This is a genomic window from Comamonas sp. lk (assembly GCF_900564145.1).
Taxonomy (GTDB): domain Bacteria; phylum Pseudomonadota; class Gammaproteobacteria; order Burkholderiales; family Burkholderiaceae_C; genus Comamonas.
In genome coordinates this window covers 40,839-54,517 of record NZ_UOOB01000002.1, presented here as the reverse complement: position 1 = coordinate 54,517, position 13,679 = coordinate 40,839, and the positions used below count along the sequence as shown (strand labels likewise).

Below are 13,679 nucleotides of genomic sequence, written 5' to 3'. Positions count from 1 at the left end.
TTTCGATCAGAAGGTGTCGCACTTTCAGTCGCAGACACCCATGACATTGAACCAATCTGGAGAGTACATGAGCACTAAAGAATCCCAACCCGATGCCCAGTTCCTGGCACGTTTTTCTGATGCATGGAATCGTCACGACATCGACGCACTGATGGGTTTCATGGCCGATGAGTGCGAGTTTCACGCCATTGCCGGACCGGACCTGATGGGGCGCAGCTTTGTGGGACGAGACGCCGTGCGTGACGGCTTCCAGCTGGCCTGGCAGGCGTTCCCCGATGCTGCCTGGGTCGATGGCGAGCATTTTGTGCAAGGCGAACGTGGCGTTTCGGAGAGCACCTTCAAAGGCACCAAGGCCGATGGCCTGCGCGTAGAGGCTCGCATGGTCGATGTGTTCACCTTCCGCGACGGCAAGATTGCCGTCAAGAACGCTTATCGCAAGGATCGTCCGCCAGTGGCGCTCGCCAGAGCCTAAGTCAAGGCATGGTGCCGCGCACTTCTGTGCAACAGCAGATTGCGCGGCATACAGAGATTTCAGCAGATATTTTCAAGCACCATAACTGAACGACCACGGCAACAAGCTGCATGAGCGGCAGGACTGAATTACACACACAAAGCCGTGGCGTCTGACATTTTGATGTCAGCAAGACAGGAGACAAAAAATGATTGGAAATCAGCGTTCATCGTCTGATGGGTTGTCACACGGCCTCAAACAGCGGCACATGACCATGATTGCCCTGGGGGGCGTCATCGGAGCCGGGCTTTTCGTTGGCAGCGGCGTGGTCATCAAGTCTGCAGGGCCTGCAGCCATCATCTCATTCCTGATCACCGGGCTGCTGGTGGTTCTGGTCATGCGCATGCTTGGCGAGATGGCTTGCTCCATGACGGGTGGCTCTTTTTATGAGTACGCCCGCGAAGCCTGGATAGACAGGCCTGCCGTGGGGCAGCTGGCGGGCTTTCTGACGGGCTGGATGTACTGGTACTTCTGGGTCATCGTTGTGGCGCTGGAGGCCGTGGCGGGGGCTGAGCTGGTGCGCTACTGGCTGCCCGATGTGCCGACCTGGAGCATCAGCCTGATCCTGCTGATCATGATGACGCTGACCAATCTGGTCTCGGTCAAATCCTTTGGCGAATGCGAGTTCTGGCTGGCCTCCATCAAGGTGGCTGCCATTGTGGTGTTTCTGTTCATTGCCGGCGTCTACGTGCTGGGATTGACGCCGGGAAGCAATGGCATGCATATCGCCAACCTGAGCAATAACGGTGGATTCATGCCCAACGGCATTGTTCCGGTGCTCACCGGTGCTGTGGCGGCCACAGGCTTTTACTTTGGTGCGGAAATCGTGACGATTGCCGCTGCTGAAACTGCAGAGCCTCAGAAGGCCGTGGCCAAGGCAACCAGCTCGGTCATCTTGCGCGTGCTGGTGTTCTATGTAGGCTCGGTATTGCTGGTGGCCTGCCTTGTGCCATGGAGCTCTGCAGGCATGTCCACGCCGTATGTGAGTGCCTTGGAAGCAATGGGTGTGCCGGCCGCAGCCCAGATCATGAATGCCGTGGTGTTGACGGCCGTGCTGTCGGCTCTGAACTCCGGTCTCTATGCCTCCTCGCGCATGCTGTTTGCGTTGACCCGCCGTGGCGACGCACCCAAGGTGCTGGCCCGGGTCAGCCGCAACGGCGTGCCGGTCTACGCGATTCTGGTCGCCACCTTGTTTGGCTATGGCGCCATCGTGATGTCGTACATCTCGCCCGACAAGGTGTTCGCTTTCCTGGTGAACTCCTACGGCACGGTGGCCATCTTTGTCTACATTCTGATTGCCATCTCGCAACTGCGTCTGCGCTATCGTCTGGAGAGTGAGGCACCGCATTTGCTCAAGGTGCGCATGTGGTGCTTCCCCTACCTGACCTGGCTGGCCATTGCAGGCATGGTGTCCATCGTGGTAGCCATGGGCTTTATCCCCGAGCAGCGCATGCCGCTGGCACTGGGTGTGGCCAGCCTATGTATTCTGTTGCTGGCCTATGGCGTGCGCCAAGCCCTGCGCCGCGGCGTGGCACAGGATGGTTTGCTGGGCGACCTGGCGCCACCGAAGCTGCGCAAGAACTGAGCGCTTTAGTTCCAATGCAAAAGGCCCCGGACCTCGAGTCCGGGGCCTTTTTGCTTACATGCTGTGCATTGCGTCGGCCAACGCCTTGATGCCTTGGGCGATCTTGTGGGTGGGGATGGACTGGTAACCCAGGCGTATGAAGTTGCCCGTGTTTCTGGTGGCCGTGAAGAACACATCACCGGGTTCGATCAGCACGCCATGCTCGGCAGCCTGAAGCGCCAGGGCCTGAGCGGGGATATGGTCTGGCAACTGTACCCAGCACGAGCCACCGCCGCGCACCGGGGTGATGCGACATTCGGGCAGATGCAGGGCCATGGCCGCCGTCAACTCAGCATGACGCTCTTTCTGGGCCTGACCCAGGCGGCGCAGCTGGGCTTCGTAGTGGCCCAGCGAGATGAACATGGCCAGTGTTCTCTGGATGAAGGTCGAAGGGTGGCGGATCATGAGGCGACGCAGAGCGCGCAGCTCCTTGATCAGCTCAGGCGGCGCCACGATATAGCCCACGCGCAGGCCCGGTGCCATGCTCTTGGAGAGGCTGCCTATATAGATCACGCGGTTGCTGCGATCCAGACTTTTGAGTGCTGGTATGGGCTGCTCATCAAAGCTGCTTTCGCTTTCGTAATCGTCTTCGATGATGATGAGGTCATGCTTTTGTGCGACGTCCAGCAAAGCTTCGCGCCGCTCCAGCGGCATGGTGACGCCGGTGGGGCACTGGTGGCTGGGCGTGACGTAGAGATACTCCAGCTTGCGCATGGCATTCACGATGGGCAAGCCATCGCCGTCCACGGGAATGGGAATGACTTGCGAGGTGCGGCTGCTGAAAATATTGCGCGCATCGGGGTAGCAGGGGTCTTCGATGCCGATGGACGAGCCTTCGCGCATCAGCAAGTCGGCCACCATGTACAGCGCATGCTGGGCGCCGACGGTGATGATGATTTCATCGGGCGAAGCCCAGACGCCGCGGCGCGGCAAGATCTTGGTCTGCACCTGCTGGATCAGGCTGTCGTCATCGCGGGTGATGTGATCGGGTGCCCACATGTGAATGTCCACCACACCCAGAGCCTTGAGGCAGCACTCCCGCCATGCTGCGATGGGAAACAGTTCCTTGTCGAACTGACCGTAGAGGAAGGGATAGGGAAAGCGCTGCCAATCGTCTTCCTTGACGATGCTGCGCTGCCGGCTGGGCCGCAGCCACAAGCGGCGGGACCAGTCCGTATTCGCTTGGGGATCGGCGTTTTTTCCGGCTGGCGTGTTGCGTTCGGCTCCGTAAGTGCGGCCTTGCAGCACATCGGGGTGAATGAAGTGGCCTTTTCTCTCGCGGCTCAGCAGGAAGGCTTCTTCGGTCAGCTGCTGGTAGGCCATGACCACGGTGATGCGGCCCACACCCAGATGCTTGGCCAGCTCCCGGCTGGAGGGTATAGGTTCGCCCGGTGCCAGCACGCCGGTGAGGATGGCGTCCACCAGCATCTCGCGGATCTGGCCTTGCAAGCCTAGGGCCGGTCTGGCGCTGCGGCGAAACAGTTGTTCCCACATGGCGACCGAGGGCGGTATCCGGGAGGGGGCTTGTTGGATATCTGTTGTCATTTATTGTTGTGCATTCACTGTCTCAGCGCATGCGGGGCATGGTCTGAGTTGTCTCTGGGCGCACGGCACGATACGCATGGTGCGAGTCTTGATCGTGCTGCTGCCTTGTTGATCGGCCACTGCGGGCTGGTCAGCTCTGCCAATATAGGACAGAGTCGATGTGCGTTCAGCAAGTGCGGCTTTCCTGGCGAGAAGCAGGCGCAACCGGCCGCTCACTCGGTTTTTGAAGACGCAGGCTTGAGAGGGTAGGAGCGCTGAGAATCCGGGGCTCTTTGCGCCTCTTTTTTCATTTTCTTGTGCGTTTTCTTCTTGGGTCGAATTTTGTGTATATAATTCGAGTCTTGGCGGCTGTAGCTCAGCTGGATAGAGTACTTGGCTACGAACCAAGGGGTCGTGGGTTCGATTCCTGCCAGCCGCACCAAACGCATACCCTCAGAACTGAAAAGTTCTGAGGGTTTTTCGTTTCTGCAGTGTCCAAAGGAAGCGCTTTGGTTTGCACGTCTGCTGAAGTTGGACTTGCTCCCTAGTCTTCTAAATTTTTTTGTCTATTGGAAGAAATGCTGAGTTTCTTCAAAACGGGCTTCAAAAGCGCGTTACAATAGTGGCTTAGCGGCTGTAGCTCAGCTGGATAGAGTACTTGGCTACGAACCAAGGGGTCGTGGGTTCGATTCCTGCCAGCCGCACCAAACGTCAAGCCTCAGAACTGAAAAGTTCTGAGGCTTTTTCGTTTTTGTCTGCTTGGGCGCCGTCATCGCGGTTCTGTGTGAAGATCGCCCCATGAGCAAGGCATTTACCAAAGAATCAGACGGCGACGAAGACGACGAGGTTGGCGCGCTGCCGCCGTTGCCCGCAGGCGGCAAGAACTACATCACGCCCGCAGGCTATCAAAGCCTCAAGACCGAGTTGCTGGATCTGATCGACAACGAGCGGCCCAAGATCGTGGAAATCGTGCATTGGGCTGCCAGCAATGGCGATCGCTCCGAAAACGGCGACTATCTGTACGGCAAAAAGCGTCTGCGCGAAATCGACAGGCGCATCCGCTTTCTGACCAAACGCATGGAAATTGCCGAAGTCGTGAACCCTGCCGTGCATGCGGGCAGCGATCAGGTCTATTTCGGCGCGACCGTGACCTATGTGGATGATGAAGGCGTGGAGCGCACCATCACCATCATGGGCATTGACGAAGCCGACAGCGCCCAGAACCAGGTCAGCTGGATTGCGCCGGTTTCCCGAGCCTTGCTCAAGGCGCGGGTGGGCGATGAGGTGGCTTTGCCCACGCCTGCCGGTGTGCGCATGCTGGAAATCCTGGAAGTGAGCTATCCGCAGCCGTCCGACCAGGGCTGATCCGCTGCAAGAAAAAAAGCGCTGTCCGGGTTCAAACCCATGCGGCGCTTTCATTTGAGGAGCTGCTAGCGCTAATTATTCATAGGTATCAGCATTGTTCGTGTGTGATATCTATGAATATCAAGCGCAGGCAGCTATTGTTTTTGCTGTCGTGCCTGTCTCAGTTGGCGAATTGAAGACGCTGCAGCAACTCCAGCGTGGGATAGCCATCGGCAACCAGGCCCTGGGCTTGCTGGAAGCGGCGCAGACCGGCGCGAGTGGCTGGACCCATGACGCCATCGGCAGCGCCGGCCGAAAAGCCGCGTGCATTGAGTGCGGTTTGCAGCGCTAATGTCTGATCGCGCGAAAGCGCGGCTAGATCGCGGGGCCAGTCGGCCTGTACGCCGCCGTTGCCAGCCAGCTGCTGAGACAGCAGGCCCACTCCCAGTGCGTAGTTGACCGAGTTGTTGTAGCGCAGGATGGCCTTGAAATTGCTGCCCACCATGAAGCTGGGGCCGCGTGCACCTGCGGGCGCAATGATGCTGGCGCCCGCCATGTTGGGTAGGGCTTGGCTGTTCATGCTTTGTACGCCTTCGGCGGCCCAGTCGCTGCTGTTCTGGCGGGTCGACATATCTGCGCGGGCGTAATCGAAGCCGGCGGGCAGGCGTACTTCCACAGCCCAGGGCTCGTTGCTGTTCCAGCCTGAATGGGCCAGGTAGTTGGCGGTGGAGGCTGCCACATCGGCCATGGAGCCCCAGATGTCCCGGCGGCCATCGCCATCGGCATCCACGGCATATTGCAAAAACACGGAAGGCAGAAACTGCGTGTGGCCCATGGCGCCGGCCCAGGAGCCCAGCATGTGTGCGGCGTCGATGTCGCCCTTGTCTATGATGCGCAGCGCAGCGATCAGCTCTTTTTGTGCCCATTCGGCCCGTCGGCCTTCAAAGGCCAGGGTGGCCAATGCGTCCACCGTGGAGAAGTTGCCGAAGTTGCTGCCGTAGTTGCTCTCCATGCCCCAGATGGCTGCAACCACCGGTGCGGGAATGCCATAGCGCTTGGCGGCGGCTTGCAGGGGGGCGGCATATTCCTGCAGCTTGGCGCGCCCGTTCTTGATGCGCGGCGCAGAGACTGCGCTGTCTAGGTATTGCCAGGGCGTGCGCGTGAATTCGGGCTGGGCGCGATCGAGCCCGACGATGCTGGGCCGCAGCTTTGCCTGGGCCAGCACCGAGTTGACCGTGGCCTGGCTGATGCCTGCAGCAAGTGCTTGGGGCAGAAACTGGGCTTTCCAGCGTTCAAAGTCCTGGGCCCGCAGGCGAGGCTCATCGGTTGGCGAGGTGCTTGCCGCCGACGCCGTGCTCTCGCTCGGTGTAGCGGCCGATGAGGCGCTGGCTGTGCTGGAAGGGGTTGGAGTGGCTTGGGGCTCAGGCCTGCTGGCGCAGCCGGCCAACACGGTAGCGGCCACGGCAGCCGCTAGTGCCAATGAGCGGGTGGAGAAAAGCTGGGGCGGAAAAGCGAGTTGGGGCATGCAAACATTGTCGCCCGCTCGCTGCCTGCCCATGGCTTCGGGCCTGTGGGATGAGGCTGTTCAGTCGCAGAAAATTGTAAAAAAGCCGCTTTGGCTGGCAAAGCGGCTTGTGGCGGATTGTGAAAAACCGCAGCGTTCAGGCAATGATGCGGGAGGCCCGGAGCACGGAGTGCACGCGGCGCAAATTGCGCAGTGCATTTTCCACCTGCTGGGCGTTATTGACCGCAATCACAAAGCACAGATCGGTGGTGCCCATGGCGGCTTCGTCGGTCATTTCCACGCGAACGATGTCGGCTTCGGCGTTGGACAGTTCTGCCGCTACGCGGGCCAGCACACCCTTGTTGTTTTGCACCGTCACCACGATGCCCGACTCAAACAGGCGGGTGACATCGTCGGCCCAGTCCACCGTAATGAAGCGCTCGGCATCTTTTTCACGCAGCTTGATGACATTGTGGCACTGGGCATGGTGAACGATCAGGCCCTGGCCACCCAGATAGCCAAGAATGGGATCGCCGGGCACGGGACGGCAGCAGTGCGAGTAATGGACTGTGCTGCTCTCGTCTCCGTTGAGGGTGACGGCGCCCTGGAAGGGGCGGTTGCTGGTGTTGAAGCGCTCTTGCGTGATCAGCAAGGCATCGGGGCGCACGCCTTGCTTGGTCATGGCGGTGGTCATGCGCGCCGCAACCAGCGAAGCAATGCGGCGGCCCATGCCTATGTCCACCATCAGATCGGCGGGGGTGCGGTTGCCGGTGATGCGCAGGATTTCATCCCAGACTGCGCGGTTGGCATCGTCCTGGAGCGGGATGGCATCAATGCCCTCGGCTCGCAGTGCCTGTGCCAGCAGGGTTTCGCCCAACTGGCCGGCTTCCGTCTGGGCTGCGTTCTTGAGATAGGAGCGAATCTTGGAGCGGGCACGGCCCGTCTTCACAAAGCCCAGCCAGGCCGGATTGGGCGTGGCCGTCTCGGAGGTGATGATCTGCACCACATCGCCGCTCTTGAGCTCGGTGCGCAGCGGCACTTCCTCATCATTGATTTTGGCTGCCGTGGTGCGGTTGCCAATCTTGCTGTGGATGGCGTAGGCAAAGTCCACCACGGTGGCGCCGCGCGGCATGGCCATGATTTCGCTCTTGGGCGTGAACACGTAGACGGCGTCGGGAAACAGATCGACCTTGACGTGGTCCCAGAACTCGGAGGCATCGCGCGTCTCGTTCTGGATATCCAGCAGTGATTGCAGCCATTGGGTGCTCAGCTGTTCGGAGTCGCTGCCCTTCTGGGCTTTGTACAGCCAGTGGGCCGCCACGCCAGCTTCCGCCACGATATTCATTTCTTCCGTGCGGATCTGGAACTCTATGTTCACGCTGGAGGGGCCGACCAGCGTGGTGTGCAGCGACTGGTAGCCATTGCTCTTGGCAATGGCGATGTAGTCCTTGAAACGCCCCGGCATGGGCTTGTATTTCTGGTGCAGCACGCCCAGGGCGGTGTAGCAGTCCAGTGTCTGCGGCACGATGATGCGAAAGCCGTAGATATCGGTGACTTTGGCAAAGCTCAGCTGGCTTTTGAGCATGCGCTGGTACAAGGAGTACAGCGTGCTTTCGCGGCCAATGAGGCGTACATGCATGCCGCGACGGGCAAATTCTGCATTGACTTCTTCCTGCACGCGCTGCACCAGGTCGCGGCGGCGGGTGCGCGAGCGGTTGATGGCTTTTTCCAGCGTGGCGTAGCGCCAGGGATGAAGATGCTTGAACGCCAGATCCTGCAGCTCGCGGTAGGTCTGATTCAGCCCCAGGCGATGGGCGATCGGGGCGTAGATTTCCAGCGTTTCCGACGAGATGCGGCCCCACTTGGCGCGCGGCATATCGCCCATGGTGCGCATATTGTGGGAGCGGTCGGCCAGTTTGATGAGGATGACGCGCACATCCCGTGCCATGGCCAGCAGCATTTTTCTGAAAGACTCGGCCTGGTTTTCCTCGCGGGTATTGAACTGCAGCTTGTCCAGCTTGGTCAGTCCATCGACCAGCTCGGCCACATCCTCGCCAAAGCGCTCTTCCAGATCGGCCTTGGTGACGCCGCAGTCTTCCATGGCGTCATGCAGCAGTGCAGCCATGAGGGCAGGGGCATCGAGCTTCCAGTTGGCGCAGATACTGGTGACTGCAATCGGATGGGTGATGTAGGGGTCGCCGCTGCTGCGCCACTGATCGCTGTGGGCCTTGTCGGCGAACAGATAGGCTTGGTGAACCCGGTTCGCGCTGTCCAGATCCAGATAACCCAATTGCTCCATCAAGCCCGCAAATGCAGCAGCGGACACGCTGGCTGCTTGCTCAGCAGACATGCGCTGAGGTTTGGCTTGTGCCGGGGTAGGAGGAGCAGTGATCGAGTTCTGGGCCGCTGTCATATGCCTTAAATGTAGCGTGCAAGCGGTGAGTGCAAACTTGCAGGTACAAAAAAGCACCGTCAAGCGGTGCTTTATTGTGCGCTGTGGTGCTGCAATGCAACAACTTAGCCTGGTACCTTCTTCAGCATTTCCACGCCGACTTTGCCTTCGGCAATTTCGCGCAGAGCAGTAACGCCAGCCTTGTTCTTCGTCTCAATCTTGGGCGTGTGGCCTTGATTGAGCATGCGGGCGCGATAGGTCGCGGCCAAAACGAGCTGAAAGCGATTGGGGATTTTCTCCAGGCAATCTTCTACAGTGATGCGTGCCATCAAGTTCTCCGGGTACGGTCAGTTGGATTCAGGGATATTGAGCGACTCGAAGGTGTCGGCGCGTACACGCCGCTGGGCCGCATATTTGAGGCGCTGGGCGTGAATAATCGCCTTCAGATCAAAGAGAGCGGCCTCAAACAGTTCGTTGATTATAACGAAGTCGAATTTTGCGACCTGAGCCATCTCCTGCTCGGCATTTCTCAGGCGCAGCTCAATGACTTCAGGGGCGTCCTCGCCGCGGTTTTCCAAGCGGGCGCGCAGTTCATCCCAGCTGGGAGGCAGGATGAAAATCAAAATGGCATTGGGAAAGGCCTGCTTGACCTGCAAGGCGCCCTGGAAGTCGATTTCCAGCAGCACGTCAGTGCCGTCCTTGATGCGTTCTTCCAGAGACTTCTTGGCAGTGCCATAGCGACGCCCGTGCACATTGGCCCACTCCACGAAGGCGCCATTGGCCACCATGGTGTCGAACTCCGAGTCGGGCACGAAATAGTATTCGCGGCCGTGTTTCTCCTGGCCACGCGGCGGGCGCGTGGTGTGGGAGACCGAAGGGTAGACGCGGGCGTCGAATTCGCGCAGGGCGCGCACGAGCGATGATTTGCCGGCACCGCTGGGTGCCGACACGACAAATAGATTTCCGGGATGGTCCATGACTTTTTGCGTAGAGCGGTGGTTACGCAGAGGTAATTGGGCTTATTCGATGTTTTGCACTTGCTCGCGCATTTGCTCGATCAGCACTTTCATGTCCACGCTGATGCGGGTCAACTCCAGTGTGGCGGACTTGGAGCCAAGGGTATTGGCTTCGCGGTGCAGCTCCTGGATCAGGAAATCCAGGCGCTTGCCTATGTCTCCGCCCTTTTTGAGCAGGCGCTCGATCTCGTCCAGGTGCGAACCCAGACGGGTCACTTCCTCTGCCACGTCGATGCGGATGGCAAAGGCGGTGGCTTCGGTCAGCGCACGGTCTTGAGCGACTTCCGGCGATGCCGTACCTTCGCTCAGCGCCATGGCTTCCTTCCAGCGCTCCAGGAACTTCTGGCGCTGCTGCTCGACGAGCAGGGGTACCAGAGGAGTGGCGGTTTTGGCCAGTTCGCGCAGCTGCTTGATGCGATCCAGCAGCATGACGGCCAGGCGTTCGCCTTCGCGTGCCCGGGCTGCAAGCAGCTCGGTCACGGCTTGCTCTGCCAGGGCCGGAGCGATCTCGCTCCAGTCGTTGCTGGGGCCGCTGCTGCCGGAGCACAGACGCAGAGCGTCGGCAACGGAAAGCTCGCGGGCCTTGGGCAACCAGGCCTGGATGGAATCCTGCAGGTTGACCAGGCGTTGCAGCTGGGTCGCCGAAGGAGCGGAAAGGGCTTGGTTGTCGTTGCTGTCTATGGCAGCACGAACTTCGACCTTGCCGCGCTTGAGGCGCGCGGTCAGCAGGCTGCGCAGCGCCGGTTCAAGGGCGCGAAGTTCGTCGGGCAGGCGGAAGGACAAATCCAGGAAGCGGCTGTTGACCGCGCGGATCTCAAGGCCGAGGCGGCTGCTGGCCTGTGGCACTTGACCACCCTCAACGGAGGCGCTGTGCTGGGCACTGGCGTATCCGGTCATGCTGTAAACTGGCATTGGACTTTTGATGGATGCTTGCAATTGCACGATTATCCGGGTTTCGCATCATCCTTGAGGTTTACCGGTAAAAAATGTCTACAAAGATCAAGCCAGCGCCTTTGCCGCCTGGCAGCACAATTGGCGGCTACCGGGTGGTGCGCAGGCTGTCCTCGGGGGGATTCGGCATTGTTTACCTGGCTCTGGATGTCGAGGGCAATCAGGTAGCAATCAAAGAATACCTGCCAGCTTCGCTAGCCACCCGTGCCCCGGGCGAGCTGCAGCCGATAGTGGCCCCTGAAAAACTGTCGCTATACCGCCTCGGGCTCAAGAGCTTTTTCGAGGAAGGGCGCTCGCTCGCCCAGATTTCACATGCCTCCGTGGTGAGCGTGCTGAATTTCTTTCGCGAAAACGAAACCGTCTACATGGTGATGAACTACCTGGAAGGGGCCACCCTGCAGGATTTCATCGTCACGGCCAGAGAGCTCAAGACGGAGAAAGTGTTTCGCGAGTCCACCATCCGTTCGCTGTTCGACGAGGTGTTGCGCGGGCTGCGCATCGTGCACCAGCACAAGATGCTGCATCTGGACATCAAGCCGGCCAATATCTTCATCACCCCGGATGACAAGGCCGTCTTGATCGACTTTGGCGCGGCGCGCGAAGTGCTGTCCAAAGAAGGCAATTTCATCCGTCCCATGTATACCCCCGGCTTTGCTGCGCCCGAGATGTATCGGCGCGACACCACCCTGGGGCCCTGGACAGATATCTATGCCATCGGTGCCTGCATCTACGCCTGCATGCAGGGCATACCGCCCAATGAAGCGCCTCAGCGCCAGGAAAAAGACCGGCTGTCGATGGCTTTCGGCAAGCTGCGCGGTGTCTATTCCGACAACCTCATCGAGGTGGTGGAGTGGTGCATGGCCATGGACCCACTGTCACGGCCGCAATCCGTGTTCACGCTGCAAAAAGAGCTGAGCCGAGAAGGCGAGCGCCGCTTCACCAAGCTCAGCGTGGCCGAGCGCATGCGCCTGCAGCTGGATACCTTGGTGCACGACGCCAAGAAAAACATACAAAAGATCAGCGGCTCCGGCGCTTTGCCGGGGGCTGATGCCAATGGGCGCAAACCATGAAGTTCTCGGTATTCGAGCTCAGCCGCCGTGGCGGACGTGTCATCAACGAAGATCGCATGGGCTACAGCTACACGCGGGATGCCGCGCTGTTTGTGCTGGCCGATGGCATGGGCGGCCACCCCGAAGGGGAGGTCGCGGCCCAGATTGCACTGCAGGTGGTGTCGGTTCATTTTCAGAAAAAAGCCCGGCCCGGTCTGGACGACCCGCGGGCTTTTCTGGAGGAGGCGCTTTTGCAGGCCCATCGCCAGATACTGCGTTACGCCAGCGGCAAGAACATGGTGGATACGCCGCGCACCACGCTGGTGGCTGCCGTGGTGCAAGATGGCGTGGCAACCTGGATTCACTGCGGCGACTCCCGTCTGTACTGGGTGCGCGGCAGCGAATTGCTGGAACGCACGCGTGATCACTCCTATTCCGAGATGCGCGAAGTGTCCAGCCTGGTCAACCAGGCCAACCGCAACGTGCTCTTCACCTGCCTGGGCTCGCCCTCCAAGCCGATTTATGACCTGAGCGATTCCAGGCCGCTGGAGCAGGGCGATCAGCTGCTGCTGTGCTCGGACGGCTTGTGGAGCAGCGTGCAGACGCAGGAGATGCTGCAGTGTCTGGAAAAGCAGCCGGTGGCCAAGTCCGTGCCGGCGCTGGTGGAGGCTGCGCTGCGCCGTGCCGGCGATTCCAGCGACAATGTCACCGTTCTTGCCATGGAGTGGGAAACGCCCAGTGTTTGCGAACCCTCGTCTGTCTCAACCCAGGAGATTGATGTGTCGGGTTTTGAATCCACGATACAGATGGGGCCGCTCGATGCGTGCGAGGATGAGCTCAATGACGAGGCCATTGAACGCTCAATCGCCGAGATCAATGAAGCCATTCGCCGTTCTGCCGAGCGGCAAAAAGTCAGATCCTGAGTCGCAGGCTTGCTGCCCGCAGCCTGCCATCGCTCACCAGTGCTGCCGGTGCGCAGACTGTGATCTGCTACTTAATATATAGCTATATACGCAGCCTTTAATTGGGTTTGCGTGGATTTTTATCATGAAAATTGTATTGGCCTCCAATAATCGCGGCAAGCTGGCCGAACTCCAGGCCATGTTTGCTCCCCTGGGTGTGGAACTGATTTGCCAGGGCGACCTGTTTGAAGGCGAAGCGCCCGAGCCTTATGGCACGTTTGTGGAAAATGCCTTGTCCAAGGCGCGTTTTGCCGCCGAGCACACCGGTCTGCCCGCGATTGCCGACGACGCCGGCCTGTGCGTGGACCACTTCGGTGGCCTGCCCGGCGTGGACACCGCTTACTACTGCACGCAGTTCGGTTACGAGAAAAGCGACGACAACAATGTGCTGGCGATTCTGGAGCAGCTGCAAGGCGTGGAGAACCGCCGCGCCGCCATGGTCAGCACGCTGGTCGCCGTGCGTTCACCCAAGGACCCCGAGCCCCTGATCGCCGTGGGCCGGGTGCAAGGTCTGATCACCACCGAGCGCCGGGGCAACCAGGGTTTTGGCTTTGATCCCGTGATGTATCTGCCTGAAGTGGGCATGACGTTTGCCGAGATGAGCCCCGAGGTCAAGCATGCGCACAGCCATCGCGGCCGTTCTTCGCAGAAAATGCTGGCCATGGTGCGAGAGCGCTGGTTATAAATTAGTCCCCCTGAGCCGCTTTGCGGCTTCCCCCTCTCTCTTCGGGAGGGGGACGATGCCCTCGCTGCGGGGCGGCCCTTGCTTGGCATCTCTGGCTCGGGGCGTGCCAGTTTGAGC

12 protein-coding genes and 2 tRNA genes are annotated in these 13,679 nt (G+C 59.9%); 8 read left to right on the top strand and 6 right to left on the bottom strand.

Annotated elements, in window-relative coordinates:
• Positions 1 to 67 precede the first annotated feature (67 nt).
• Entirely contained in the window at positions 68 to 472 is a 405-nt protein-coding gene (locus EAO39_RS19020) for a nuclear transport factor 2 family protein (RefSeq protein ID WP_120971293.1), read from the top strand.
• A gap of 187 nt (positions 473 to 659) precedes the next feature.
• Complete coding sequence (locus EAO39_RS19015) at positions 660 to 2,096, top strand: amino acid permease (protein ID WP_120971292.1); 1,437 nt, start codon at positions 660 to 662, stop codon at positions 2,094 to 2,096.
• 54 nt (positions 2,097 to 2,150) lie between these two features.
• On the opposite strand, the gene EAO39_RS19010 is transcribed toward EAO39_RS19015, so the two are convergent.
• The gene (locus tag EAO39_RS19010; protein WP_120971291.1) at positions 2,151 to 3,680 is read right to left on the bottom strand and encodes a PLP-dependent aminotransferase family protein; all 1,530 of its coding nucleotides are present in this window, start codon (positions 3,678 to 3,680) and stop codon (positions 2,151 to 2,153) included.
• Positions 3,681 to 4,024: 344 nt separating this feature from the next.
• Between EAO39_RS19010 and EAO39_RS19005 the strand changes: the two genes are divergently transcribed.
• From EAO39_RS19005 to greB, 3 genes are all read left to right on the top strand, one after another.
• Positions 4,025 to 4,101: transfer RNA gene (locus tag EAO39_RS19005), tRNA-Arg, on the top strand.
• 188 nt (positions 4,102 to 4,289) lie between these two features.
• Positions 4,290 to 4,366: transfer RNA gene (locus tag EAO39_RS19000), tRNA-Arg, on the top strand.
• Positions 4,367 to 4,457: 91 nt separating this feature from the next.
• Positions 4,458 to 5,024 carry a transcription elongation factor GreB gene (gene greB, locus EAO39_RS18995; protein WP_120971856.1) on the top strand — a complete coding sequence of 189 codons (567 nt, stop codon included), beginning with the start codon at positions 4,458 to 4,460 and terminating at the stop codon, positions 5,022 to 5,024.
• Between the two features lie 160 nt (positions 5,025 to 5,184).
• On the opposite strand, the gene EAO39_RS18990 is transcribed toward greB, so the two are convergent.
• From EAO39_RS18990 to EAO39_RS18970, 5 genes are all read right to left on the bottom strand, one after another.
• Positions 5,185 to 6,528 carry a lytic murein transglycosylase gene (locus EAO39_RS18990; RefSeq protein ID WP_120971290.1) on the bottom strand — a complete coding sequence of 448 codons (1,344 nt, stop codon included), beginning with the start codon at positions 6,526 to 6,528 and terminating at the stop codon, positions 5,185 to 5,187.
• Between the two features lie 136 nt (positions 6,529 to 6,664).
• Positions 6,665 to 8,920 carry a bifunctional (p)ppGpp synthetase/guanosine-3',5'-bis(diphosphate) 3'-pyrophosphohydrolase gene (locus EAO39_RS18985; RefSeq protein WP_120971289.1) on the bottom strand — a complete coding sequence of 752 codons (2,256 nt, stop codon included), beginning with the start codon at positions 8,918 to 8,920 and terminating at the stop codon, positions 6,665 to 6,667.
• A 104-nt stretch (positions 8,921 to 9,024) separates the two neighbouring features.
• Positions 9,025 to 9,228 (bottom strand): DNA-directed RNA polymerase subunit omega, encoded by a 204-nt coding sequence (gene rpoZ / locus EAO39_RS18980; RefSeq protein ID WP_120971288.1) that lies wholly within the window; start codon positions 9,226 to 9,228, stop codon positions 9,025 to 9,027.
• Between the two features lie 18 nt (positions 9,229 to 9,246).
• Entirely contained in the window at positions 9,247 to 9,876 is a 630-nt protein-coding gene (gene gmk, locus EAO39_RS18975) for a guanylate kinase (protein WP_120971287.1), read from the bottom strand.
• A 42-nt stretch (positions 9,877 to 9,918) separates the two neighbouring features.
• Positions 9,919 to 10,812, bottom strand: a complete 894-nt coding sequence (locus EAO39_RS18970) for a YicC/YloC family endoribonuclease (protein WP_120971286.1) — start codon at positions 10,810 to 10,812, stop codon at positions 9,919 to 9,921.
• Between the two features lie 89 nt (positions 10,813 to 10,901).
• On the opposite strand from EAO39_RS18970, the gene EAO39_RS18965 reads away from it, so the two are divergent.
• From EAO39_RS18965 to rdgB, 3 genes are all read left to right on the top strand, one after another.
• The gene (locus EAO39_RS18965; protein WP_120971285.1) at positions 10,902 to 11,936 is read left to right on the top strand and encodes a serine/threonine-protein kinase; all 1,035 of its coding nucleotides are present in this window, start codon (positions 10,902 to 10,904) and stop codon (positions 11,934 to 11,936) included.
• Entirely contained in the window at positions 11,933 to 12,838 is a 906-nt protein-coding gene (locus EAO39_RS18960) for a PP2C family serine/threonine-protein phosphatase (RefSeq protein ID WP_120971284.1), read from the top strand. The genes EAO39_RS18965 and EAO39_RS18960 overlap by 4 nt, the downstream gene beginning before the upstream one ends.
• Positions 12,839 to 12,962: 124 nt before the next feature.
• Entirely contained in the window at positions 12,963 to 13,562 is a 600-nt protein-coding gene (rdgB, locus tag EAO39_RS18955) for an RdgB/HAM1 family non-canonical purine NTP pyrophosphatase (RefSeq protein WP_120971283.1), read from the top strand.
• The last annotated feature ends 117 nt before the right edge of the window (positions 13,563 to 13,679 follow it).